Source organism: Tessaracoccus bendigoensis DSM 12906 (assembly GCF_900141915.1).
GTDB classification, from domain to species: Bacteria; Actinomycetota; Actinomycetes; order Propionibacteriales; family Propionibacteriaceae; genus Arachnia; species Arachnia bendigoensis.
Genome location: NZ_FQZG01000024.1, coordinates 12,845 through 36,268 on the forward strand (window position 1 = coordinate 12,845; position 23,424 = coordinate 36,268).

Consider the following 23,424-nt stretch of genomic DNA (forward strand, 5'->3'; position numbering starts at 1 on the left):
AACAGGAAATGCAGAAATGAACGAATACGCTGACGATTTCAATGCCACGGGTACGCGCCGGATCCTGGCTGCGGCCTTCCCTACTCCAGACGGTGGTGCTCGGGCTGCGGTCGGGCTGGTCGGCGCTCTCCCGGGTCGTGTTGGCAATACGGCGGTTCTTCACGTCGAGCCCAATGGCGACCCGAAGTTCGTCGAGACCAAGGATTGGGGCGGTGGCCGTGGAGCGCTGGTGGGTGGGCTGGTCGGGATCATCGGTGGCCCGTTGGGGATGCTCGCGGGCAGCGGGATCGGGGCCGTAGCCGCGAAGTTGCACGACAACGGCTTCCGGGATGCCCAGTTGCGCAGGCTGGCTGGTTCGTTGGAGCCGAACGGTTCGGCGGTCGTGCTGGAACTCGACGGCGGCGTCGTGGGTGAGGCGCAGGGGATCGTCGAGTCTCTTGGTGCCTGGAGGGTTGTGGTGGAGCCGGCGGGCGGGGACGTTTCGGACCTGTTCCGGGAGCTTCGGGTCTACGAGTCTGAGGCTGAGTCGGTGAGGTCGTAGCCGCCGACGGCAAAGGTAAGGAGCCGAAATGCCGCCTCAATTGACCTGCCGCCGCCCCGTCGAGGGGTCGGAATGGAAGACTGGCCGGGTGACCTCAGCCGAGCGTGCCATACGACGGGTTGGGCGGCGGCTTCCTGCCCTGACACCGTCGCGGGACCACCTGCTGGAATGGACGGTCGTCGCGGTGATCGCGGTGGCCTCGATCACCGGCATCGTGACTCAGATCGTTGCGGAAACGCCACTGCTGGGCTGGGTCCCCCTGGCGGTGACGCTCGGCGGGTTCACGCTCAGCTCCTGGATGCGGTGGCCAGGGATCGTGCTGGCCGCGTGTGGGCCGCTCGTTGGCGGTGTGCTTGGGCCTGAACCGGTGCTCGTGTGGACCCTGACGGTGTTCGCCGCGTTCCTGTGGTGTCTGCGTGGGGCGTCGGGTTTGGTGGTCGCCCCGTTGGTCGGGGTGGCGAACTATCTGGCGTTCCTGATCGATGGGCAGCAAGACTGGACCGATCAGTTGGCGCTGATCGCCCTGTCTGTCACCGTCGCCGCGGCCGCGGCCGGAAGCGCCATCGCTGCCCGGCGCCAGTTTCTCGCCGAGGCCCGGCAGCGCCTCGTCGAGGCGAGGTTGACGCGCGACGCGGAGATCGAACGCCGCATCAGCGAGGAGCGGCTGCGTATCGCCCGCGACCTGCACGACATGGTCGGCCACGAGACGGCGGTGGTGAACATGCACCTGGGCGCGGCGGAGGTCCACCTGCCAGAGGGGGCCGACCGGTCCCGCGCCGATCTGGAGGCAGCGCGTCGCGGTGTCCAGGCGGTGATCCGTGAGACGCACCAGATCCTCGACATCCTGCGGCTGACCCCCGGCGATGACGCGACGGCCCCGAACGCGGACTTCGACCACCTGGCCGGGCTCATCGGCTCGTATCGGGAGCTCGGGGTGGGCGTCGATGCGCACCTGGATCCGGCTCCGGTCGGGCTGGCGCCCGAGGTGAGTGCCGCGACCTACCGGGTGGTACAGGAGGGCCTCACCAACGCGCAGAAGCATGGGACCGGGCCGGTCAGCATCACCGTCCGAGGGAGCGAAGACGAGATTCGGATCACCGTGTCGAACTCGGTGCGGGCACTCCGTGAGCCGAGCGAGGGTGGCTATGGTCTGATTGGGATGCGCGAACGCGTGGCTTCCGTCGGCGGCACGTTGGAGGTCGGCCTGGTCGGGCGCATGTTCACAGTGCGGGCGACAATGAGAACGAACGGACGAAGAACATGACGATCAAGGTTGCGATAGTCGACGACCAGGACATGATCCGGGTTGGGTTGCGCACGATCCTGGAGGCCCAACCCGGGTTGGAGGTGGTCGCCGAGGCCGGGGACGGGTTGTCTGCCGTCAGGCTGATCGACACTGGCGAGATCGATGTGATCTTGATGGACATCCGGATGCCGGGCATCGACGGCGTCGAGGCGATCCGTCGGATCCGCGCGGCTCATGGCTCGGAGGCTCCCAGGATCATCATCCTGACGACGTTCGACCAGGACGAGTACGTGCTGTCCGGGCTGCGGGCCGGCGCCAACGGGTTCCTGAGCAAGGGTGTGTCCCCAACGGATCTCGCCGACGCGATCCGTGACGTCGTCGCCGGGGGAGGGGCTTTGTCGGCGGCGGCCACTGCGACCCTGATCGGGAGCTTCACCGATCAACTGATCGTTCCCACCGACCCGAAGATGGTGGATCTCTTCGGGCAGCTCACTGCCCGGGAACGCGAGATCGTCGAGGCCATCGTCGCCGGTGGTGGGTACAACGAGATCGCCAAGGAGTTGTTCCTTTCGCCGCACACCGTCAAGACCCACGCGAACCGGGCGATGACCAAGGTCGGGGCCCATGATCGGGCACAGTTGGTGAGCTACGCCTACCGGGCCGGTTTCGGCACGCGGTAGTTGACGAGGTTGTGTACCCACGGTTGACAGCTTCGACGGCCTGGAAGACCTCGACCAGCTCCTCTATCAGGGACCGGTCCGGGCTGCGGATACGGCTCAGCGAATCGCCTCCCGCCTGAGCACGCCGCACATAGTCGAGACATGGATCTCCGCGTCCCACGAAAGCAATCACGCCCGCATTGGTCAGCCGACCTCCTGGGGACACCACATTGAGCCACCTCAACAAGCCACGGTCGGTATCTGCAGCCAACTCCGCCGAATGCTCCTCCTTGAGGTCCACATACTGCCTCTCCACAGCGTGATCGGTGGACCTTCCGTCGGACAGAGCCGCAAGGTGTCCTGCACTTCAGTTTGGATCGGATCGGCGCCGAAAAGTATGGGCATTACCTCCACCTCTCCGCGATCATAATCTCCGATGTCTCAAACTTATTTTCAGATGGGACCGCGTTCACGTCCTCATAGGAATAGGAGTCCGAGTCCGCCTTGAGGACGCTCAGTTGGTGGCACAGGGGTGAGGGTTGCACCAGCGAACACCTACGCCCCAGCTGGCCACGCCCCCGTTCGGGCCGGACATGGCCGCCAGGCGGCCGCCCACAGATCCGTGCCTTCGGCAGGCAACTGAAGAAGCGAAAAGGAAGCGAGCGGCCTCTGTGTCAGAACCTGATCGCCGCCGTGAGGAACGAGCCCCACCGGCCAGGCAAGAGCCCATCCCCGACGGGGACCTTGCCTGCCCGCCAGGGCATCAGCCGATCTACGTGCTCATGGTCGTGACATCACGGATCTGCCGTCGCGTTGGCCTGCGATGTGTCTGATTCGCACCGTGCTAATTAACTGATTCAGATCGGGCTTCTTGTATGGTTCGCGCATGGAGTATGCGCGCCGGATTCTGGATGACGAGTTGGATGAGCTGTTCGGGCAGGTTCCGGCCATCGCGATCGACGGACCCAAGGGGGTGGGGAAGACCACGACCGCTGAGCAGCGGGTCGCCGCAGTGGTGCGGTTGGACTCGAAGGCTATTCGTGAGTCGATCGCCGCCGAGCCGGAGCAGGTGTTGGCGCGTGGGCGCTCGCTGCTGATTGACGAGTGGCAGAAGGTTCCCGAGGTGTGGGACGTCGTGCGCCGTGCGGTGGATGCTGATCCTACGGGCGGGCAGTTCCTGCTGGTCGGCAGCGCCTCCCCGGCGTCGGGGGCAACGGCGCATTCTGGGGCTGGTCGGATCGGTCGGTTGCGGATGCGTCCGATGACCTTGTCCGAGCGTGGAGTGATGCAGCCCACGGTCAGCTTGCGGGGGCTGCTGGGTGGAGGTCGCGGGCCGCTGGCCGGGTCGTGCCCGCTGACTTTGAGCGACTACGTGGAGGAGATCGTCGCGTCGGGTTTCCCGGCGATGCGGCCACTGGTGGGGCGGTCGCGGCGGTTCCAGCTCGACTCCTACCTTCGGAATGCGGTTGATCGTGACGTTCCGGAACAGGGGCTGGCGGTGCGGAAGCCTGAGGCGATGTTGGCGTGGCTGCGTGCCTACGCTGCGGCGACGGCGACCACTGCCAGCTATGCGCAGATCCTGGATGCCGCCACACCGGGGCAGGGCGACAAGCCGGCCCGCTCCACGTCGATCGCCTACCGTGACGTGTTGTCCAGTTTGTGGCTGCTGGACCCGGTGCCGGCGTGGGCGCCGACCGGGAGTCTGTTGACCCGGCTGGGGCAGACGCCCAAGCATCATCTGGCAGATCCGGCGCTTGCCGCGCGGCTCCTCGGCCTCAGCCGTGATGCCCTGCTCGATGGCGTTGGCACGTCGGTGGGTCCACAAGCGGGCAGCGTTCTGGGTCACCTGTTCGAGTCGTTGGTGACCTTGTGTGTCCGGGTCCCGGCGCAGGCGGCGGAAGCCACCGTGGGTCACTTGCGTACCCGCAACGGTGACCACGAAGTCGATCTGGTCGTCGTCCGCGACGATGGCCGGGCCCTCGCGGTCGAGACCAAACTGGCCAACACCGTCACCGACCAGGACACCAAGCACCTCCACTGGCTGGCCGACCGCATGGGCGACAAACTGTTAGACGCAGTCGTGATCAACACCGGGCCAAACGCCTACCGGCGTCCCGACGGCATCGCTGTGGTCCCCCTTGGACTCCTCGCACCGTGACTGCGTATTGCGCCGAGTGAGAGCCGGTGTTCCGTTGACGGGTGAGCTTGACCCGTACTGTAAGCCCCCGGAACCTCTCGCGCAGCAAGCCGTGATGGCCCAAAACGTCGCCCCTCTTCGCCTCATCCACCAGCACGCCCAAGTCAGCGTCATCCAAGGCAAGGACGAAACCGCGATCATCTTTGGCCGCATCACGGCAAGACGCCAGCACCTTCTGCTTGTCTTCCATCGCCTGATAGATCAACAGGCCGACCTTGCCCCGCGACGGCGAGAATCGCCCGGTGATCTGGTCATACTCCGGGTTCGCCAAGGGACGCTCGTAGTTCTTCGCCTCGACAACGACATTTGCGGCTGCGTAGTTGCGTGCGAGCCACAGGAAGAATCCATCCTTTGCCACGTTGGTGTACGAGATATCGATCCTCTTTCGTCCATCGTGGATCTTCTCTTGTGGGAGCGGAGCGACCAGCGCCGGATAAAGCGTGGCGTTCAGGAGAGCCTCAATCGCGGCGGGCGAATCGAGGGAGGTCATCTTCGAGCTGGGGCCGGACCAGTTGCGCTATTGGAGCGACGTGACCCGGGCCTGGGTGCAGGACGCCACCGTCGTCGACGTGTTCGTCGGTCGAGACTCGGCCTGCCTCCTGACTGCGAGCGTGGAGATCACCGGCTGAGCGGAGGCGACCCGGGTCGAGCCCGTCGGCTCGTCACGTCCCGATGTCGATCACCGACCGCAGCACGTCGTCTCGACGCAGCGACTGCTGTACTGCATCGGCAGTACGCCCATCGCGTTCTGCGTGGCAGGACGCCTGTCGGTAGGGCCATGGGGAATGGGCGCGGCTGTCGGGATCGACACAGATTCGACCGGCGTCCGTCTGGGTGGTTTGGATCTCGAGCGCACTCGAGCCATACTGGTACAAGATGCAGTACCAGTGAAGGAGGGTTCTCATGGCCGTTACCGCGAGCGAAGCGCGCAAGAACCTGTTCCCGCTCATCCAGCAGGTGAACGAGGATCGCGCCCCTGTGGAGATCACGTCCCGCAACGGCGATGCCGTCCTGATGTCGCTCGCTGATTACGAGGCGCTGGAGGAGACCGCGCACCTGCTGCGAGTGCCGGCGAATGCGAAGCACCTCCTCGAGAGCCTGCAGCAGGCCCGTGTTGGTCAGCGTGACGAGCACGATCTCGTGCGATGAGGCTGGTGTTCACCCCCCACGGCTGGTCCGATTACACGCATTGGCAGAGCGCTGACCGCGCCACTTTGATGCGGATCAACCGCCTGATCGACGATGCCCTGCGCGACCCTGCCGCCGGAATCGGAAAGCCCGAACCGCTGCGACACATGCTGGCGGGTGCGTGGTCCCGACGGATCACGGAGGAACACCGACTGGTCTACCTGGTCGACGGCGACGACCTGATCATCCTGCAGGCACGCTTCCACTACAGCTGACCCGCCAATCTGCCGCGTGGAGGATCAGATCCTGCTTCTTGTACATGCGCCCTCGTCGGAGACGTGTCACCGGTCGGCTGCCCTGCACCATCGCGCCCTGGTCAGAGGTGGAGGTGCAGTCGGAGGGCATCGTCGACCTGGATCATCAGGTGGGTGGGAAGGCGGCCGATGACGGGACCCAAGCGCTCCACTGCGACCGAGCGAACTTGCTCGGCTTGGGCTCTGGAGTCGACATGGATGCCTGTCTCGGCAGCGGGGAGTAGGACCTGGAAGGGAAAGACCCGCGTGATGTTGCTGGTGACAGGTACCACTGTGACGACGCCACGCCCCAGCCTGGCGGCCGTGGCATTGGCGTTGTCGTTGCTCACGATGACGGCCGGCCGCCGCTTGTCGGCTTCAGCCCCGCGGACCGGTTCCAGGTCGACCAGGCGGATCTCACCGCGGAGCATCGGCCATCCCGTCAACTGTGGCTGATTCCCAGGCGTCGGCGTCACCCGAGTCCTCCCACTCTTGCCACGCTGCCTCATAGGCGAGTTGGAGTTCCTGGTCGCCGAGTAGCCTGATCGCCTGTTGGATCGCGGCGGAACGGGACTTCAGGCCGGCGGCGTGGGCGTACTTGTCCAGGGCCGCGACCTCCTTCTCGGAGAGGCTGATGCTCAGCTTGACCTGACCCATATGACCAGCGTACTACCGCCGATGCTACCTCGGTAGCATCGGTCTGGACGCTGATCGGCTCGCATCGCGCCCTTATCGGGTGTGGCCGCTGCCGATGGGGTGAGACGGCGAAGTGCCTGATCGGGTGCGCCTCAGGTCAGTGGATCAGGACGACTTTGGTGACGACGATGCTGAGTCCCAGCCGTGCCAGGGCGATCCCGGCCAGCATCGTGCTGCGGGTTGCCGGTTCGTCTCTGAGCCTGGCGACCACGACGCCGATCAGTGCGATGCGGGCCACGATGAGGAGCTCGGCCAGGGTGGTGGTGAGCAACTGCGGCACCCCGAAGATCACCGTCAGTAGCAGCAGGGCGCTTGGGAGGAGGCCAGCGGTGAGGATGGGTGTGGAATCGCGGGTGTTGCGCTTGAGGCTGGCTTTTGACCAGGTGGTGGTGATGACCCCGGCGAAGATGTGGACGAGGAAGGTCGACACGGCGGTGGCAAGCACCGTCACCACGCTTTGACCGGTGATCGTGCTGAGGGAGACCTGGACCAGCGCCGCCAGGACCAGGACGTTGCCATAGACGAAGGCGGTGGTGCGGTGGGTGATGTCTTCGGCGGGCAGGGGCTTGTCGCGAGGAACCATGCGGTGGCGGAACCAGCGGCGGAGCGAGGGTGCCGACGCCACGGAATCGGGTCCCGCGGCGCGGCTGTCCGGGTTGCTCATGCGGCCAGGGCCGGGGCCAATGGGCGTGTCTTCGGTTCCTGGGTGTTGGTTGGCCGGCGTAGGGCGGAGAGGACCGAGGGGCTCGTGCTGACGACGCCGCCGTCGCACAGGATGTCGGTTCCGGTCAGGTATCCCGCTTCGGGGCCGGCGCAGAACGCGATCAGGGCCGCCAGCTCTTCGGGGCGACCGAACCGGGCGATCGGGGCATCGCTGAGGTATGAACTGGTGGATTCGGCCTCGGCGGCACCCATGGGGGTGTCGACGTAGCCGGGCGATACCGACAAGACGCGCAGTCCGAGCTTTCCGAAGCGCGCGGCGTTGGTGCGGGCGAGCCAGATGACGTAGTCCTTTGAGATCGCGTAGGCCAGGCCGGCGCGGTGGGAGGGGGACAGGAGGGCCAGGAGCCTGGTGACCCGGTTGATGAACTCGTCTGGTGCGGTGGTCGCTAGGGGGTAGAGGCGCCGCGGCAGCACCATTGACGGGACCAGGTGGGCCGCCACCGATGACACGTCGATGAGGCAGCCGCCGGGTTGCAGCACGGGGGCGAACGCCTGGTGTACGTGGGCGGTGCCGAGCGCGTTGACGCGGAGCAGTTCCTCGGCATCTCCCATGTGGGGTGACATTCCTGCGGCGTGGACGACGGTGGTCACCGGTCCCAGCTCGGCCGCGATGCGTGCCAACCCGTCGACGGACCTGGCATCGGCGACGTCGCACATGAGGATCAGCACATCGAGGCCCTCAGCTCTCAGCTCTGCGGCGGTGTCGCTCAGCTTGCTCTGCGTCCGGCCCGCCAGGATGATGCGATGCTCGGCCATGGCCCGAGCGGTGGCCTTGCCGATCCCGCTGCCTCCGCCGGTGATGACGCACACCGGGCGCAGGGCGGGGTTCGTCGGATTGAGGGGTCGCTGGTTCGGGTTCATCGGTTCTCCTGGGGTTTCGTGGTTGCCTGGGGGTGTCGGTGTCACGCGGCGACGGCGGTGGACGGGGTCGTGGCGGCCACGGTGTCGAGGCGTCCTTCGTGCCTGAGCCATTCGATGGTGTCGGTAATGGATTCGGCGAACGGACGGGTGTTGAAGCCGAGTTCGGTCCTCGCCTTGGACGAGTCGAAGTCGTTGTTGCGGGTGAGGTTGTAGATCGCGAAGCTCGTCAGCTTGGCGGGTTTGTTGGTGAGGCTCCGGGTGAGGTCGCTGACCCGGCCGAGGACGGTTCCGGCCCAGGCGGGCAGGATGGTCTTGACCTCTTTGGTGCCGGTTGCCTCGCTGAGCAGGTGGAACATTTCGCGCATGGTCACGCACTCGTTGCCGAGGATGTAGCCCTCGCCTTTGCGGCCGTGCTCGCAGGCGGCGACGATGGCGTCGGCCAGATCGCGGGCGTCGACGGCGTTGAAGCTGCCGGCGACTCCCATCGGCATGTTCCCGGCGCAGTAGTCGAGGATGAAGCTGGCGACCGGGCCGTAGGCGTAGTCGTCGGGGCCGCAGATGCCGGTCGGGTAGACCAGGGTCGCGTCGAGGCCATCCTCGCGGACGGCGTCGAGCACGAGTTGGGCGGCCATCGCCTTGGACTGGCCGTAGTACCCGACGACCTGTTCGGGATCGAAGTGGTCGATTTCGGTGATCGGGGTGCCCTTCGGCTGGTCCGGGATCGCACCGGTGGAGCCGACGTAGACGAGTTTCCGGACCTGGTTGGCCAGGCAGGTGTGATGATGTTGCGAGTACCGGTGACGTTGACGTCGTGGACCAACTGGCTGTATCCGCTGTTGACGGTGACGACGGCGGCGCAGTGGATCACGACGAGGTCGTCGGTGCCGGTGTCGGCGAAGAAGCGCTCGAGGCTGGCCGGGTTGGTGACGTCGCCTTCGTAGAGGGCGACAGCGGCGGGGACTCGGCTCGCGGCCGGGTCGCCAGCGAGGACCAGCCCGCGGACCCGGCGCCCCTCGGAGAGGAGCTTCGCGGCCACGGAGCTGCCGAGATTGCCCGCGACGCCGGTGACGAGGTAGCAGGTGTTGTTGCGGTCTTGGGTGTTCATTTGGGTGCCTTTCGTGGCAGTGGGTGAAGTCGTCTTCAGTGCTTTAATCCTCATCGCTGACGAGGCATCCGCCATCCGCTGCGCGCGGTGATCCCTGCTACCGCATCCGCGGTACAGCGTGTTGCTGGAACCCCGCGGACAGCTACCGCAAGCTGTGAACCGCAGCCACCCGCAGAGGCACCTTCGCCGGTGGACAAGAGCGCCATTCGGGCGACGGACTTCGTCCTCGTCGGTCGACGCAGTACTCCGGCGTGCACAGATCTCTCGATTTGCCCGGATGAGGCCGGTTTGAGGGGCCGCCTCGACGTATGCAGAGATTGGTGCACGCCACCCCGGAGGCGCGCCCCGCTGTTACTGTCGAATGGACTTCAAGTAGACCGTCACGCTCGCTGAGGAGTGCAACATGGCTGGCGCCGCTGCCCCCAATCTGGCCGATCTTCCGTTCCTGGACCCCGCACTCCCCGTTGCGGAACGCGTCGCCGATCTCGTCTCCCGGATGAGCGTGGAGGAAAAGGTCGGCCAGATGCTTCAGCTCGACGCCCGCCAGGACATCGAGGATCAGGTGCTGCGGGTCCGCGCGGGCTCCCTGCTGCATGCGTCGTCGGAGCGCCTCGAGCTGGCCCATCGCCTCGTCGAGCAGACCCGGTTGAAGATCCCCCTCCTGATCGGCGACGACTGCATCCACGGGCACTCCTTCTGGGAGGGGGCCACCATCTATCCGACGCAGCTCGCGATGGCCGCCTCCTGGGACCCCGATCTCCTTGAACGGGTGGCGCGGGCGACCGCCGTGGAGGTGGCGGCGACCGGCATCCACTGGACGTTCTCTCCGGTGTTGTGCATCGCGCGCGACCTGCGCTGGGGACGGGTGGGCGAGACCTTCGGCGAAGATCCGTTCCTCATCGGCGAGTTGGCCTCGGCGATGGTGCGCGGCTACCAGGGGGCGGGGTTCACCGACCCCACCGCGATCCTCGCCACGGCCAAACACTTCGTCGGCTACTCCGAGACCCAGGGCGGCCGCGACGCCAGCGAATCCGACATCTCGCGACGCAAGCTCCGGTCGTGGTTCCTGCCACCCTTCGAGAGGGTGGCCCGTGAGGGCTGCGGCACCTTCATGCTCGGCTACCAGTCGATGGACGGCGTCCCGATCACCGTCAACGAGTGGGTCCTCAGCGACGTGCTCCGGGGCGAGTGGGGCTACCCGGGCATCCTGGTCACCGACTGGGACAATGTCGGGCGCATGGTGTGGGAGCAGAAGGTCCAGCCCGACTACGCCCACGCCTCGGCGGCGGCCGTCCTGGCGGGCAACGACCTCATCATGAACACGCCCGGCTTCTTCGAGGGCGCCCAGGAGGCCATCGCGTCTGGCCTGCTCGCCGAATCCGACCTCGACCAGGCCGTCAGCCGGATCCTGACGCTGAAGTTCGAGCTCGGCCTGTTCGAGAACCCCCGTCGACCTGACCGGGAACGCATCGCTGCCGTCATCGGCTCGAAGGAGCATGCGCAGCTGAACCTCGAGGCCGCCAGGCGCTCGCTGGTGCTGCTGCGAAACGACGGCGTCCTTCCGCTCGACCCGGCAGGGGCACCGCGTCGGATCGCCGTGGTCGGCCCGCTGGCTGACGACGCCCAGTGGCAGCTCGGCGACTGGGCGGGAGGCTCGGGGCAGGCCGACTGGATCGACTCCCAGCCGCGCGACATGATCACCACCGTCGTCGACGGCCTGCGCGCCGAGGTGCCAGCGGGCTGGTCGGTCACCTTCGCCCGCGGCGCAGAGATCGCCCAGTTCACCCCCCACCCCGACGGACCGACCTTCCCCGACGGCCAGCCGCGGATGCCGATGGTGACGGCGATCCCGCCGGACGAGGCGGCCATCGCCGAGGCTGTGGCGCAGGCGGAGACGGCCGACCTGGTGGTCGCGGTCGTGGGTGACTGCGTCGCCTTGACCGGGGAGGCGCGTTCGACCGCGACGCTCGAACTCGTCGGTGGCCAGGTCGCCTTGCTGGACGCGGTCGCCGCGACAGGCAAGCCGCTGGTCGTGGTCTTGATGGCATCCAAGCCCCACGTGCTGCCGCCCTCCGCGCTGGAGGCCGCCGCACTGCTCTGGGTGGGCAACCCCGGCATGGAGGGCGGAAAGGCCATCGCCGAGGTGCTGCTCGGGCTCACCGAACCGACGGGGCGGTTGCCGATCTCGTTCGCCAGGCACGCGGGCCAACTGCCGACGTACTACAACCAGATCCGTGGGCAACACGGCGACCGCTACGCCGACCTCACGCAGGAGCCGACGTTCGCATTCGGCGACGGCCTGTCGTACACGAGCGTCGAGTACGCCGACCTGACGCTGCAACGCGACCGTCTGGAGGCGTCCGGGACCTTGGTGGCCGACGTCACGGTGCGCAACACCGGCGACCGGCCGACCCGTGAGACGGTTCAGGCGTATGTGTCCGACCTGGTGACGTCGGCCAGTTGGGCGGCTGTGGAGCTGAAGGCTTACCGTCAGGTCGACCTCGCACCCGGGGCGACCGAGGTCGTCCGGATCGAGATCCCCGTCGCCTCCCTTACGATCGTCGACGCGCGGGGTGAGCGGGTCGTCGAGCCGGGTGAGTTCGAGTTGCGCGTCGGGCCATCGTCGAGGCGCGAGACGCAGTTGACGGAGGTCTTCACGGTCGTCGCGCCGGCCTGAGGAGGCGTGCCCGGGCATCCGGGGCGGGGCTCGGCGCCATCTGACGCGAGTGTCGAGTTCTCAGCAGACGGGGGCTCTCGGCAGGTGCGTGTGGGTTTGCGCGGGATCCTGGGATGCGTCGTCGGGTCGTCGCGGCTTTGGGTTGGGTGGAGGTTTGAGCAGGATTTGCAAGTCAATCGTCGTCGGGGTGCGTTGTCTGCTGACGATGCCGTCGGGCTCGGAATGAGTGTCGAATCCTGCTCAAACCCGCAGCCAGCCACAGCACCGACGGCGGAGCATTTTGCGTCCTTAACTTCGCGATGTTGGTTCACTGATGAACCAACATCGCGAAGTTAGCGAGGGGACCGATCCGAGTGGAGCGCCCCATCCACCGTCAACCGTAGAATGGCGGCCTAGGAAGGAGGACGCCGTGACCCAGCAGACCACACCTCCCCTTGATCGGAAGCGGTGGTGGCCGACCGCGAGCGAGATCGCCGACGATGTCCGCACCAACCTCGCAGCCGGGGACGAGGACCACGCCCTGCGCATGCTGATCGACGGCGTCAACTACCTCCCCGACGCCCACGCCGCAGGTCGCCTGGGCGAGGCCCTCGTCGAGCCTGAGAGCATCGGCGACTCTCGCTGGGACGCCCTCCTGGCCGGGGCCATCCGGTACCGCCTCCACCAGAGCGGCCTGCCCGCCCCCCGGTGGACGCGCAAAGAGCCCCTGGACACCTTCTGGTGGCCCGCAGCGACCTGGGCCTCACAGGCGTACAACGACATGGCGCATACGCCCGCCGAACTGCTGCGCCTCGGTATCTTCCTCGACGACAGGGCGTTTACATCAGCATGAGCGACGGCGGGCGGGACCTTTCCCGCGAACAACTCATCGATCTCCTCACAGAAGTCGGGCAGCTTCTGCTCGACCAGGATACGGAGGCGGCAATCTACGTGGTCGGTGGGGCGGCAATGGCGATTTCGTACCAGTCGCGTCGCGTCACCCGCGACGTCGATGCGACGCTCCGGGCGGGCGGCGAAGCGTTCTGGACGGCGGTGGACACGGTTGCCTCTCGGCACGGCCTCGGCCCGGACTGGATCAACAACCACGCGACCCCCTTTATGACCAACGAGCCCGACTGCGACGCCGCCGAACTCACGCTTCCAGGCCTGAGGATCGTGGTCGCCTCCGCGGAGCATCTGATCGCGATGAAGCTGCGCGCCATGCGACCCAGAGACATCTCTGATCTGGAGCTACTCTTCCGGCAAGCAGGAATCACCAGCCCTCAGCAGGCGGCGGACATCCACAATCGGTTGTTCGATGATTCCTACATCGGCTACTTCGATCCCGATGAAGCCCTGTATGCGGCAACGACCGTCTTCCAGAAGGCCGCAGCAGAGGGTCGACCTATCGGACCGGGCACCTAAGCATCGCTGAGGACGAAGCGGCGCGGGTTCTCCACCACGCGTCCGCCCCGAATGCCCGGGAAGTGAGCGGGGATGATGAGGTCTCCGGTGACGGCGGCCTCATCGGCGATCGCGTTCCTGACGGCGGTCGTGGCCGCGATGCGGGAGGCCGGGATCAAGCGCGTGATCTGGGTCTCAGCCAACGGCATCTACGGCGAGATTCCGGGCGCATACGGCTTGTGGAACGAGATGATGCTCGGCAGCACCCTGGACGCGTACGCGGCGGCACCGAAGTCGGCCACTGGCCTTACGGAAGGTCCGCCAAGTGGCCCTGGGCCTCGGCCAGGGGGCGTTGGAGGAGGCGGACCTCGCGGTCGTCGATACCGAGGGAACGTGCATGGGCACTCCAGGTGGAGGCGGCGCCGAGGACATCGGCGAGGATGCTGCGCCACTCTGGGTCCGGGATGCCGAACTCGCGGGCGAGCTCAACTAGGGCTTGCGGTTCGGCAGCGGGGCGGTCTTCGCCGTCGATGGTGGTGGCCCGCCGCGCCCCGCCAACGGGGTTGGGCGTGATGTCGAAGGCGGGGGAGAGGTGCCAGCCGGATCTGCTCCACAGCACGCCGTGGTTCTTTAGGTGGTCGTCGGTGTTGCGCATCGCGATGCTGAACGCGACGCGACGCCACAGCTCACGCAGGGTGGCCGCCAGGTCTTGGACGTCGAGGTCGGCCAGCGCCTCGGCGATGTCGAGGTAGTCGCCGGAGGCAGCGTCCAGGGCATCTGTGATGGCGAACGCTGAAAGGTAGGGGATTCGGCCCGAGACGCTCCTGTCGAACCGGTCAACCAGCAGCGCATGGGAGCTCCCGACAGAAGCCAGCCGATTGGCCGGGACCGTGATGCCCGCCGCCGTAGCGAGGTCGAGGCACAGCTTCTCCCAGGCGACGACATCGATGCCGTCCGCGCGATCTCGCGTGGAGGGGAACTTGGCGATCATGAGGCGGTCCCCGTCCCTGACCGATGCCTTCGGGCGAACGCCGCCCAGGCTGGCAGTACCGGCGTCGACCAGAACACGGACGGCTGCCAGGTCGTCGGCGTCCTCCTCGACGGCGTTGGCCGCCTCTGCCAACTCTTCGAGGGTGACCAGGTTCGGGATCTCATGGCTGGTGGCGAGGAAGGGCCCGGAGGGGGCGCCCCGCAGCCGCAGGGCGCCGATGCGGGTCAGGTCGTCGACCGCCAGCAGCTGTTCGGCCCCTGACGGCGCGTGCCCGCGATGGGCGCGCAGGATCAGTCGCCGGCCCCAGCCGTCGGGGCCTGCGTCGGCGAGTCCGCGCGGAACATGCGCGCCGACCTGGCTGGCGGCGTCGAGTGGCGTGTTGGGGTCGAGTGCCGGGACGCCGGGTGACCCGAGGTAGGTGCGGTCGTAGGTGAACTCGGAACGGACCGTTCGGCCGCGACGGTCGTGAATCTCGACCGTGCCCATCGAGTGTGGTTCGCCTTCGAGGTCGATGTGGACCTCGATGTGGTCGACCGTCATCGCCGCACCCGCTGGGGGAGGATCCGGTCGGCGCTGGCGCGGCCGAGGTCGGACTCGTACGGGTCCACGGCGTGGAGCATCTTGGTGTTCTGGCCGAGAACGCGGAGGACGGCGAGGACCGAACCGAGCCTTACCCCGGGGTCGCCGTGCTCGATCTTTCTCAGTGTCGGGCGGGACACGCCTGCGCGCTCGGAGACCTGGGCTGCGGTGTAGCCCAGGAGCTTGCGCCAGGTGACGATGTGGCGCGCCAGTTCCGCGGCGTCGCGTTCGGTCTTGCCCGCCCCGATCATGACTCCTCCTAGTGGCATGGATCGTTGCCACTATATCAATTAGAAACGCTGTTTCTTTCCAGTATGGCTCACATCGGGACGGCTCGAGGTGTGTCAAGGTCCATGGGCTATTGAGCAGGATCTACTGCTCGTTGGCCAGATGCTGGCATCGTCAGCAGACAACGCCGAGGTCGCTTCAATGAGTTGCAAATCCTGCTCAAATCTCTGCCCAACTGACGGGGTTCCGACGGCCTCATGGGGAGCAGCGACTCCTCCGCAACGACCATCGCCGTCAGGTGGACCCTGTGCGCGGTCTTCTGGCCATCCAGGCTCTGATGGCTTTGTGCCCACGGGGCACCGGCGAGCCATTCAGTCGCGGTAGCTTGGGTGCATGGCCGATATTCAAGCAGCCCGCGCACCCTCCGGCGATCATCTCCGGCTCGTCTGGCCCCAGTGGCAGGGCGGGGGAACTGGCAGCGTCGAGGCATTCGTTCCCGAGTTCCCGCTGCCGGTCGCCCGCCGTGGTTACGCCGTCGGCACGGCCGTCCTCGAGGCCATTCTGCCCCGCCACGACGGCCCGACGGCGCACGTGCCGGTGACGATGAGCGACGACGGCCTCGAGGAGCGCGACGGCGTGGAGGCCAAGTCGATCGTCGCCACCCAGCTGGCCAGGGCGTTGGAGATCGTCAAGGTCCACGACCCGGCCCGGATCACGACGCTCGGGGGCGAGTGCTCCGTCAGCGTGGCGGCGTTTACGCATCTGGCCGAACGTTACGGAGACGACTTGGCGGTCGTCTGGATCGACTCGCACCCCGATGTCGGCACCCCAGAAAGCGAGTACCCGGGGTATCACGCGATGGCGGTGGCCACCATCACCGGGCACGGCGACAGGGATATTCAGGCGCTGCTGCCGGCCACGGTCGCTCCCGAACGGGTGGCGCTGGTGGGCCTGCATTCCTGGACCGACGACGACTTCCCGAACGTGGCGAAATGGGGGATCACGACCTTCGGCCCGGATGAGCTACGCGAGTCGTCCGGGGCGCTCCTCGACTGGATCGCCTCCACCGGTTGCTCAAGGGTGGCCGTCCATTTCGACGTGGACACCGTCGACAGCTTGGAGGTCGTGCTCGGCCTCGGGCCGGAGCCGGACGGCTTGACCACTGGCCAGGTGCGCCGGATCGTGGCCGACATCGCTGATGTGGCCGACGTCGTGGCGTTGACGGTGGCCGAGTTCCTGCCGAGGCAGGTCATGAAGTTGCAGGCTCTGCTGAGCGGGTTCCCGCTGTTGGATGAGGGGTGACCCGGAAGATCGGCTGAGTCGGTCCGCAGTTGGTTGAGCCGCCCGGCGAGCTCTGCGAGCAGGCGTGTCGAAACCCTCCTTGCGCACGGTGCAGGGTGTTGGCCACTGGTTCTTGTTGGTTGGGTCTGTGCGCACGTCTCGATGGTTTCGTCACGGGCCGTTCGTTCCTCACGGCCCGGCTCAACCGTCGCTCGGTCAGGCCGGGCCCTCCGGCGACCTTCTCTCAGACGACGCTGCTACCTTGAACCGAGAGATATGGCAGGCGCCTCGGCGCGGGAGAGGGTCACATGGCACCGACGACCAGGGAAGCTCAGCGGGCGGAGCTCCACAAGACGATCTGGCGCATCGCCAACGACCTGCGTGGCAGCGTCGACGGCTGGGATTTCAAGAGCTACGTGCTCGGCATGCTGTTCTACCGGTTCATCTCCGAGAACCTCACCAACTACCTCAACGCCGGCGAGGCCGCCGCCAACAACACCGGCTTCGACTACGCCTCACTATCCGACCAGCAGGCAGAGTTCGCCCGCGAAGTGACGGTGGAGGAGAAGGGTTTCTTCATCCGCCCGTCCGAGCTGTTCAGCAACGTCCGGGCCCAGGCCGCAGGCGACGAGAACCTGAACGAGACGCTGGAGAGCGTCTTCCGCAACATTGAGGGATCGGCAGTCGGCACCGAGAGCGAGGACGACCTCAAGGGCCTGTTCGACGACCTCGACGTCAACAGCTCCAAGCTCGGCCAGAGCGTGGCCAAGCGCAATGAGAAGCTCGTCAAGCTGCTCGACGCCATCGGCGACCTGCCGCTGGGCAACCTGGAGCACAACGCCATCGACCTGTTCGGCGACGCCTACGAGTACCTCATGCAGATGTACGCCTCTCAGGCGGGCAAGTCCGGCGGCGAGTATTACACGCCGCAGGAGGTCTCCGAGGTGCTGGCCCGCATCGCCGTCGTCGGGAAGACGCGCGTCAACAAGGTCTACGACCCGGCCGCCGGCTCCGGTTCGCTGCTGTTGAAGTTCGCGAAGGTGCTCGGCCCCGGCAACGTGGGCGGGTTCTTCGGCCAGGAGATCAACCTGACCACCTACAACCTTGCTCGCATCAACATGTTCCTGCACGACATCAACTTCGAGCATTTCGACATCGCCCACGGCGACACCCTGCTCGAGCCCGCGCACCGCGACGAGGAACCGTTCCAGGCGATCGTGTCGAACCCGCCCTTCCCCCGAAAGTTGGCGTGTTGGCCGCTAGGGTGTGGCTGTGACGTCGACGCCAGCCCCGGTGATGTGGAGGCTTGGACGCTCGCTGCCTGACGGCGACGGCGCGTCTCCCGTCGGCGGAGCGGTGGTGCCACAGTCGTTGGCTCAGCGGGAGCGGTCGCTCGGTCTGCTGCCGGGTCATCCGTTCCTGTTGCGTCCGGACGGGGTGGCTGATGCGGACGTGTTGGCCTTCTTCGCGTCGTCGAGTTTCAAGTTGTTGAGCGAGCAGACGCGCGTCTCGTACGCCAAGGATTTGCGCTTGTTCCTGAGCTTCTTGGAGTCCCAGTCGAAGTCGTGGCGGGATAGCACGCCTGCAGACCTGTTGGATTATGAGCACTGGCGCCGGCGTGACCCGGCCAACCCGCACCGGGTCTCTGGGGCGAAGTTCAGCCGCGAGCTGGCGGCGTGCAAGAAGTTCTTCGACTGGCAACGCCAGCGCGGGGCGATGGCCGCGAACCCTTCCGTCGGGCGGGCGACCCCGTGGCAGGACACCGGTGGCCACTCGCTCCGGGCCAAGGATGCCCGTTCGACCAGGGTGAAGTGGTTGACCCCGCGGGCGTTCCAGCAGTGGCGCGATGTCGGGTTGGGCGGGCGCCTGGTGGATGACTCGAGGGAAGCCTCCTGGCGGGGCCGGAACGACGGCCGCAACCTGGCGTTCGCGGACCTGTTGTGGACGAGCGGCCTACGGTTGCGTGAGGCAGGAACCCTGTTGGTGTCCGAGCTCCCCGAAACGGACACGAACGCCCGCTACCTGCGCGCCAGGGTCGGCGAAGCCGTCGCGAAGGGACGGGGCCGGGACTTCTGGATGGCTGCTGATGCCCGCCGCGAGTTGGACGGTTACGTCGCTTCCACGAGGGCGACGGCGGTCTCCCGAGCCCGCCGCGAAGGAAGGTACGCGGAGCTGCCGGGGAAGCTCGTCGTCGTGGGCCGGGACCGTGATCGCCTGCAGGTACGCGGTAGCGCGGCGGATGATCCGGTCACGACGGTCATGGTGGGTCAGCTCGACGCCCGCGACCGCGCCCGCCTGTTCCTCGAGGGACCGGACGGGCTGGAACCGGCGATGCTGTTCCTCGGCGAGTCGGGTCTACCGATGCATTACGAGTCCTGGGAGGCGGTCTTCGCCGGCGCGAGCCGCCGGTGCGCGCGGCTGGGGGTGCCGGTCGCGTGCTACCCGCACATGCTGCGTCACTCGTTCGCGCTCCGGATGCTGGTCACCCTGCTGCACGCCTTCGACCGAAGGATGGGGCTGACCCCGGACGAGCGGCGCGACTACCGCCTGTTGTTCGGTGACCCGTGGACGCTGGTGCAAACTCTGCTGGGCCATACCAATCCGCAGACCACCCGTGACATCTACCTCGAACCGGTCAGCGGTCTCCAGGTCGACCTGTTCCTCAACGGTGACCAGGCCGGAGCCAGCGATGATGCCTTCGCCGACTTCGTCCAGCGCCATCTCGCCGACACCGGACTGGTCAACCTGGGACGTGAGTCCTGATGGCCCGCGCTGCGATGCCGGCGGCGGGGTACCGCCGCCCGGATCGTGTCGACCCCTCCGGTCTGAGGGTGTCGGTCATCGGCACCGACGGCACCGAACTCGGACCGTTCGACTTCGCCGCGGCACCAGCCCATGGCCAGGTCCGGACCGAACTCATCGCTGCCTTCGTCGCGGCGACCGGCCCTGATGGCCGGTGGCGTTCGGCCTCGTCGATGGGCCAAGCCCACAGCACGACGCTGACGTTCTTGCGAAGCCTCGACCGGCTCGGCATCGACATCACCAGCATGGCCCAGTTCGGCCCCGAAGCGTGGTGGACGTGGCGGGCCGACCGGGAGTCGTCCAACCGGTGGCCCGGTCAGATCAACATCATGCGGGTCCTGCTCAAGGGCGTCCCCGAGGTAGGCCCGCTGACCCGCCGGGCGTTGGCCCAACGGACCCACAAGCCCCGCTCACGCATGTACGGGTCCTACTCGGTGGCCGAGTTCGAGGCGATCCGTCGCCGCGCGGCTGAACTCGTGCGAATCGCCGAAGCCCGGATCTCCGCCAATGTGGCCGCGTTGCAGGAACACCGCCGCGGACAGGGCGGCCCGGAGCCGACCGTCCGGATCGGCGACCGAGCGTTGACACGCGGCGCCCTGCTCGAGCAGCTGCAAACGGAGGGACGACTGACGTTCGGCAGTGATGCCCGCACTGTCACCCGGGACGTGGCGGCGCTGTTGGGAACCGGTGACCTGCACCCCACCTATGCCCTGTACCCGACCCGCCCCGAACTGCTCTCGGTCATGGTGCTGCTCGTCTGTGACCGCGGCTACAACCTGTCGACCCTGCAGTCGCTGGAAGTCCCCGACCGGGCCTCCCCGGCCGGCGTCGACGCCGACGACGCCCCGGTATTCGTCGCGCACCTGGACAAGCCCCGGCGGGGACACCGCCGCTACTTCACCAACTCGTTCGCCGGCGCTCACGCTCACACCCTGCAGCGGGCACTCACCCTCACCGAACCCGCCCGGGCCTGCTTGGCAGGGCTAGGCCACCCGACCTCGCGGCTGCTGATCGCCGGCACCTCCCACGGCGCCACCGACCACCCCACCCGCATCTTCGTCACCGACGGGTACACCCGGGGCGGTTCGGTGCGCCGCTGGGAACAGGTCGCCGCCCTGACCACCGACCAGGGTGAGGTCCTGCGGCTCCACTTCAACCGGCTGCGGCTCTCCGAACAGGTCATCAACCGCAAATCCAGCCAGAACACCGACACCGTCAGCGAGGACGTGTACCGACGCCCCGACGCGCTCACCGCCCACCTGCTCCAGGACGTCATCCTCGACGGCCAGGCCGACGCCGTCGCCCACGCCGAACAGACACTACGGATGCGCTACACCAGTCATCTCCCCGACCTGCAGTTGCCTCCCTCGACCGCGCAAGAGGTCGCGGACGGGATCCTCGACACCGCGGTCGGGGCCTGCCTCGACTTCACCCACAGTCCCTTCACCGCCGACGGGCACGCCTGCACCGCCTCCTTCCTGCTGTGCCTGGCCTGCCCCAACGCGGTCGCCACCCCAGCACACCTTCCCCGCCTGCTGCTCCTGGCCGACGCGTTGGACAACCTGGCCTCGGTCAACCCGGTGCGCTTCGACCGGCTGTACCGCGAGCACCGTCAGCGACTGGAGCACCTACTCACCACGCGCGCCACCGAACCGGACCGCGCCTCCGCCCGCCGGGCCACCACCGACACCGACCGCACCACCATCGAGCGACTGCTGCGACGGGACCTCGACGCATGAGTGCCCTCACCTCCCCAGCCTGGCGCGACCACCCGACGATCACCGCCGGCGAACCACTCCTGCCACCCCCAGGCACGCTGGTAGTGCCCGGCGGGGCACGCTTCGAAGACGACACGTGGGACCTGTCCCCGTTGTGCCCCCGACCGACCACTCGCTGGATCGTGCTGCACTTCACCCATGTCCCGGCCGTGCTGCGCCCCGACATCAAACACTTCTTCCACCTGTTGCTGACCATCGATACCCCGCTGGAGCAACTCGACCGGCCTGCCAGCGCCCGCAAGCGGCTCTCGCCGTCCACGCTGACGACCCTGTTCCAGGACCTCAGACCGTTCCTCAGTTGGCTCGAGGCGCGCGGCACCCGCGCCCTTGACGAGGTGACCGAGCAGGACCTGTACGAGTACGCGGAGCAGGTCGCGTCCGCCCCGGTCGGGCAGAACCCCAAGAGCCGGCGCTTGTTCGCCCTGTCCCGGCTCTGGCTGATGGCTCCCTACCTGCGCCGTTCCGGCCGGCTCCGGCAACCCTTCTGGGAACGCGAAGGCATCGAGCAGATCGTCGGCAAGAGCGAATGGACCGCCGAAAACAAGTCGGTACCCATCCACCCCGTCACCATGTCCGCCGTGCTGGTGTGGTGCTTGCGTCTCATCGAGGATGCGCCGCACGTGGTGTCCCTGCTGCGCACCCCGAACCCTGCCGCGACCGGACCGCTTGGGGGAGCAGCGCCGATCCCGACGGGCGGGACCTGGACCGGGGAGGTCACCCCCCGCCAGGTCGACCCGCTGCGGCGCAGCCTCACCACCGCCTGCCTGATCACAATCGCCTACCTGGCCGGGATGCGCGCCGACGAGGTCCTCGGACTGCGTCGCGGTTGTTGCACCCCCACCATGGACGGCGGCCGACCCTCCGGCGCGTACGCGATTCGTGGCCGGACCTACAAGTCGGCCGTCGCCGACGGTCGCTGCATTCCCGCAGGCGTCGAGCGGGACGTTCCCTGGGCCGCGATCAAGCCGGTGGCCGACGCGATCGCCGTCATGGAAGCGCTGCACACCGAGGACCTGCTGTTCAGCGACAGCTTGTTCAAAGCGCGGCTCAAGCCCACCGTCGTTCTCGATCCGGGGGCACCGTCCTCGAGCCGCGTCCGGGAGTCCATCGCGCACCTGACCGCGTGGTGCAACCGCCGAGCGGTCGAACTCAACCGGCCCGGCGAAGCCATCCCGGCCGACCCCGACGGCAACATCAGCCTGCGCCGGTTGCGGCGCACCCTGGCCTGGTTCATCTACCGCAGGCCCCGCGGCCGGGTCGCCCTGGGTGTCCAATACGGGCACCTCCACGCCGCCACCACCGACGGCTACGGTGGCCGCGTCTCGGCCGGGCTACGCGACCTGTTCCCAATGGAGGAAACCTTCGCCATCAGCGACACCCTGCACCGGGCCGCCGACCACCTCCAGACTCACCCGACGGTCAGCGGGCCCGCCGCCGGCCGCTACCGCGCCGCAGTCACCGAGTACCAGCACCGCTACCAAGGCCTGTCCTTGACCCCCAAGCAGACGGCCGCTCTCCTGGCCAACCCCGACCTGCGCGTCCACGACGCCGCCGGGCAAACCCTCGCCTGCTGCTTCGACGCCCGAAAAGCCCTGTGCCGCAAAGCAACCAGCCCCACCACCGCCTCGACAACCCCGGACCTGACCGCCTGCGAAGACCGTTGCGCCAACATCGCCCGCACCGACCGGCACATCGCCGCCGTCCAGGCCGACCTCGCGGCCTTGCAGGCCGAACTCGCCGCGCCCTTGACACCCGCCCCACTGCGGCATCGCATCGAACTGCAGATCTCCCGCCGCGAAGCGATCATCCAAGCCCACCACGACACCCCGGCAGGACCACCGTGACCGAACACGAGTCCGAGCGCCAAGCGATCCGCGATGCGATGGCGCGTCTCCTCGACGGCCAACCCATCCGCTCCGACGGCAAGCTCACCATCAAGTCCCTCGCGGAGGAGGCCGGCCTCAAGCGATGGCTCCTGACCCACCGCCACCAAGACCTCCAAGACGAGTTCCGGGCCCGGGTCACCCGACAGGGCAGCGACCCAGAACCGGTCCGGCTACTCAAGACGCAAGTCCAGGACCTGCTGAAAGAGAACCAGCGTCTCCGCACCGAGCTACGCCAAGCCAAGGCCACCACCGCCATGCTCGAGCGGCTCGTCGCCGTCGAAGCCCTCGAAGCGCGCACCCCACCCCGGCCAGGGGCCCCACCCGGGCCGCCCACGTTGCGTCCCGTCACCTAACCAGCCCAACGCGCGCC

Annotated in this window: 23 protein-coding genes and 2 pseudogenes; 16 read left to right on the plus strand and 9 right to left on the minus strand. The window is 67.4% G+C overall.

What is annotated here, in order from left to right:
* Positions 1–16: 16 nt before the first annotated feature.
* The 4 genes from BUC15_RS07920 to BUC15_RS07935 all read left to right on the plus strand — a co-directional run bounded on the left by BUC15_RS07920 (position 17) and on the right by BUC15_RS07935 (position 4,604).
* Complete coding sequence (locus BUC15_RS07920) at positions 17–541, plus strand: DUF1269 domain-containing protein (RefSeq protein WP_073186980.1); 525 nt, start codon at positions 17–19, stop codon at positions 539–541.
* 88 nt (positions 542–629) lie between these two features.
* Entirely contained in the window at positions 630–1,805 is a 1,176-nt protein-coding gene (locus BUC15_RS07925; protein ID WP_073186981.1) for a sensor histidine kinase, read from the plus strand.
* Complete coding sequence (locus BUC15_RS07930) at positions 1,802–2,467, plus strand: response regulator transcription factor (protein WP_073186982.1); 666 nt, start codon at positions 1,802–1,804, stop codon at positions 2,465–2,467. The genes BUC15_RS07925 and BUC15_RS07930 overlap by 4 nt, the downstream gene beginning before the upstream one ends.
* Positions 2,468–3,332: 865 nt before the next feature.
* Entirely contained in the window at positions 3,333–4,604 is a 1,272-nt protein-coding gene (locus tag BUC15_RS07935; protein WP_073186983.1) for an ATP-binding protein, read from the plus strand.
* Here BUC15_RS07935 and BUC15_RS19885 read toward each other — a convergent pair.
* The gene (locus tag BUC15_RS19885) at positions 4,531–5,133 is read right to left on the minus strand and encodes a hypothetical protein (RefSeq protein ID WP_175558274.1); all 603 of its coding nucleotides are present in this window, start codon (positions 5,131–5,133) and stop codon (positions 4,531–4,533) included. The two genes, BUC15_RS07935 and BUC15_RS19885, sit on opposite strands and share 74 nt — an antisense overlap.
* A gap of 172 nt (positions 5,134–5,305) precedes the next feature.
* Positions 5,306–5,548 (minus strand): hypothetical protein, encoded by a 243-nt coding sequence (locus BUC15_RS07945; RefSeq protein WP_073186985.1) that lies wholly within the window; start codon positions 5,546–5,548, stop codon positions 5,306–5,308.
* Between BUC15_RS07945 and BUC15_RS07950 the strand changes: the two genes are divergently transcribed.
* Both BUC15_RS07950 and BUC15_RS07955 read left to right on the plus strand, forming a co-directional pair.
* Positions 5,547–5,792, plus strand: a complete 246-nt coding sequence (locus tag BUC15_RS07950) for a type II toxin-antitoxin system Phd/YefM family antitoxin (RefSeq protein WP_073186986.1) — start codon at positions 5,547–5,549, stop codon at positions 5,790–5,792. The genes BUC15_RS07945 and BUC15_RS07950 overlap by 2 nt on opposite strands.
* Positions 5,789–6,046: a Txe/YoeB family addiction module toxin gene (locus BUC15_RS07955; protein ID WP_073186987.1), complete on the plus strand. Its 258-nt coding sequence runs from the start codon at positions 5,789–5,791 to the stop codon at positions 6,044–6,046. Before BUC15_RS07950 ends, BUC15_RS07955 begins: the two co-directional genes overlap by 4 nt.
* Positions 6,047–6,147: 101 nt before the next feature.
* Here the strand turns inward: BUC15_RS07955 and BUC15_RS07960 are convergent, their stop codons facing one another.
* The 5 genes and pseudogenes from BUC15_RS07960 to BUC15_RS07980 all read right to left on the minus strand — a co-directional run bounded on the left by BUC15_RS07960 (position 6,148) and on the right by BUC15_RS07980 (position 9,524).
* Positions 6,148–6,495, minus strand: a complete 348-nt coding sequence (locus BUC15_RS07960) for a type II toxin-antitoxin system PemK/MazF family toxin (RefSeq protein ID WP_073186988.1) — start codon at positions 6,493–6,495, stop codon at positions 6,148–6,150.
* On the minus strand, positions 6,482–6,721 hold the full coding sequence (locus BUC15_RS07965) for a ribbon-helix-helix domain-containing protein (RefSeq protein WP_073186989.1): 240 nt from the start codon (positions 6,719–6,721) through the stop codon (positions 6,482–6,484). The genes BUC15_RS07960 and BUC15_RS07965 overlap by 14 nt, the downstream gene beginning before the upstream one ends.
* A gap of 136 nt (positions 6,722–6,857) precedes the next feature.
* The gene (locus BUC15_RS07970; protein WP_073186990.1) at positions 6,858–7,424 is read right to left on the minus strand and encodes a hypothetical protein; all 567 of its coding nucleotides are present in this window, start codon (positions 7,422–7,424) and stop codon (positions 6,858–6,860) included.
* Positions 7,421–8,344: an SDR family NAD(P)-dependent oxidoreductase gene (locus BUC15_RS07975; RefSeq protein ID WP_073186991.1), complete on the minus strand. Its 924-nt coding sequence runs from the start codon at positions 8,342–8,344 to the stop codon at positions 7,421–7,423. Before BUC15_RS07975 ends, BUC15_RS07970 begins: the two co-directional genes overlap by 4 nt.
* 41 nt (positions 8,345–8,385) lie before the next feature.
* Positions 8,386–9,524 (minus strand): annotated as a pseudogene (locus tag BUC15_RS07980) (NAD-dependent epimerase/dehydratase family protein).
* Between the two features lie 328 nt (positions 9,525–9,852).
* Between BUC15_RS07980 and BUC15_RS07985 the strand changes: the two are divergent.
* From BUC15_RS07985 to BUC15_RS20745, 4 genes and pseudogenes are all read left to right on the plus strand, one after another.
* A complete protein-coding gene (locus tag BUC15_RS07985) occupies positions 9,853–12,126 on the plus strand; it encodes an exo-beta-d-1,3/1,6-glucosidase (RefSeq protein ID WP_073186992.1) in 2,274 nt (757 codons plus the stop codon).
* Between the two features lie 409 nt (positions 12,127–12,535).
* Entirely contained in the window at positions 12,536–12,958 is a 423-nt protein-coding gene (locus BUC15_RS07990) for a hypothetical protein (protein WP_073186993.1), read from the plus strand.
* Complete coding sequence (locus tag BUC15_RS07995; protein WP_073186994.1) at positions 12,955–13,530, plus strand: DUF6036 family nucleotidyltransferase; 576 nt, start codon at positions 12,955–12,957, stop codon at positions 13,528–13,530. Before BUC15_RS07990 ends, BUC15_RS07995 begins: the two co-directional genes overlap by 4 nt.
* Before the next feature lie 162 nt (positions 13,531–13,692).
* Positions 13,693–13,737, plus strand: a pseudogene (locus tag BUC15_RS20745) (hypothetical protein); the annotation flags it as partial.
* 79 nt (positions 13,738–13,816) lie between these two features.
* On the opposite strand, the gene BUC15_RS08010 reads toward BUC15_RS20745, so the two are convergent.
* Positions 13,817–15,040 carry a type II toxin-antitoxin system HipA family toxin gene (locus tag BUC15_RS08010; RefSeq protein WP_073186996.1) on the minus strand — a complete coding sequence of 408 codons (1,224 nt, stop codon included), beginning with the start codon at positions 15,038–15,040 and terminating at the stop codon, positions 13,817–13,819.
* A complete protein-coding gene (locus BUC15_RS08015) occupies positions 15,037–15,348 on the minus strand; it encodes a helix-turn-helix domain-containing protein (protein ID WP_245787922.1) in 312 nt (103 codons plus the stop codon). Before BUC15_RS08015 ends, BUC15_RS08010 begins: the two co-directional genes overlap by 4 nt.
* 352 nt (positions 15,349–15,700) lie before the next feature.
* Between BUC15_RS08015 and BUC15_RS08020 the strand changes: the two genes are divergently transcribed.
* From BUC15_RS08020 to BUC15_RS08045, 6 genes are all read left to right on the plus strand, one after another.
* Positions 15,701–16,609, plus strand: coding sequence for an arginase family protein (locus BUC15_RS08020; protein ID WP_073186998.1), 909 nt, complete (start codon positions 15,701–15,703; stop codon positions 16,607–16,609).
* 287 nt (positions 16,610–16,896) lie between these two features.
* Positions 16,897–17,913, plus strand: a complete 1,017-nt coding sequence (locus tag BUC15_RS08025) for a type I restriction-modification system subunit M (protein ID WP_217652171.1) — start codon at positions 16,897–16,899, stop codon at positions 17,911–17,913.
* A complete protein-coding gene (locus BUC15_RS08030; RefSeq protein WP_217652172.1) occupies positions 17,861–19,351 on the plus strand; it encodes a tyrosine-type recombinase/integrase in 1,491 nt (496 codons plus the stop codon). The genes BUC15_RS08025 and BUC15_RS08030 overlap by 53 nt, the downstream gene beginning before the upstream one ends.
* On the plus strand, positions 19,351–21,129 hold the full coding sequence (locus tag BUC15_RS08035; RefSeq protein ID WP_073186999.1) for a hypothetical protein: 1,779 nt from the start codon (positions 19,351–19,353) through the stop codon (positions 21,127–21,129). Before BUC15_RS08030 ends, BUC15_RS08035 begins: the two co-directional genes overlap by 1 nt.
* A complete protein-coding gene (locus BUC15_RS08040) occupies positions 21,126–23,012 on the plus strand; it encodes a site-specific integrase (RefSeq protein WP_217652173.1) in 1,887 nt (628 codons plus the stop codon). Before BUC15_RS08035 ends, BUC15_RS08040 begins: the two co-directional genes overlap by 4 nt.
* Positions 23,009–23,407: a hypothetical protein gene (locus BUC15_RS08045; RefSeq protein WP_073187000.1), complete on the plus strand. Its 399-nt coding sequence runs from the start codon at positions 23,009–23,011 to the stop codon at positions 23,405–23,407. Before BUC15_RS08040 ends, BUC15_RS08045 begins: the two co-directional genes overlap by 4 nt.
* Positions 23,408–23,424: the final 17 nt, after the last annotated feature.